This window comes from Chitinophaga sp. 01L420, from assembly GCF_056399985.1.
Genome location: NZ_JBFTSK010000128.1, coordinates 1 through 1037, shown reverse-complemented (window position 1 = coordinate 1037; position 1037 = coordinate 1). Strand labels below are relative to the sequence as shown.

Genomic DNA, 1037 nt, shown 5'->3' with positions numbered 1-1037 from the left:
ATATTTACACTAATCGATGGCACACCACCAGTAATATTAACTATCACATTCTCACTATATTTTACTGTAAAGTTCAGTGTGCTGCCGGCTTTATAATAACCATTTGCAGGTACGCTTACCTGTGTAACTACCGGTGCCATTACATCTGCTGTTACACTAATCGTGTTGCTGGCAGTGTTACCGTTGTCGCCAATATTCACCGCTACATCTGCAGGCAATGAAACGCTAACAGCTCCATCAGTTATCGGCGTGATGACGATGGTATAAGTAATGTTGTCGGTGGTTTGCAGTGCAGTTGCTGTAGCATTTATCAGGGAGAAATCACCCGCAGTGAGTCCAGTCACCGCCTCACTAAATACCACATTCACTGTAAACGGCGCATTGACAATAGCCGCAGCAGYRGTGGACAACGTAACAGTTGGATGTACCGTGTTTACGAATACACCCGTGGTATTACCKATATTATTCAAGAGGAGRGCAGCATTATTATTCGCTGCRTCCCTGATAGTTGCACCATTCAGCAACAGACTAGTCCCAAGTGTGATACCATCCATATCCAGGTCACCATTCTGAACAGTGTAGCTGAAGGATAAATTCTGTGTACCGGTACCTCCACTATAAACCGCTGAAACATTTGTGCCACCTATGTTTACACTAATCGATGGCACACCGCCAGTAGTATTAACGAGCACATTTTTACTGTATGCCACTGTAAAGCTCAACACACTACCGGCTTTATAATAACCATTTGCTGGTACACTTACCTGTGTTACTACCGGCGCCGTCACATCTGCTGTTACACTAATCGTGTTGCTCGAAGTGTTGCCATTGTCGCCAATATTCACCGCTACATTTGCTGGCAATGAAACGCTGACAGCTCCATCAGTTATCGGCGTGATGACGATGGTATAGGTAATGTTGTCGGTAGTTTGAAGCGTAGCAGCAGTAGCATTGGTTAATGTAAAGTCTGCTACTGTAAGCCCAGTCACCGCCTCGCTAAATATCACAAGCCCAGTCACCGCCTCGCTAAATATCAC

The 1037-nt window shown here is 45.2% G+C and carries 1 protein-coding gene; it reads right to left on the bottom strand.

What is annotated here, in order from left to right:
- The coding region (locus AC1DP6_RS36450; protein ID WP_477059305.1) for an Ig-like domain-containing protein at positions 1-1037 on the bottom strand (1037 nt) is incomplete at both ends.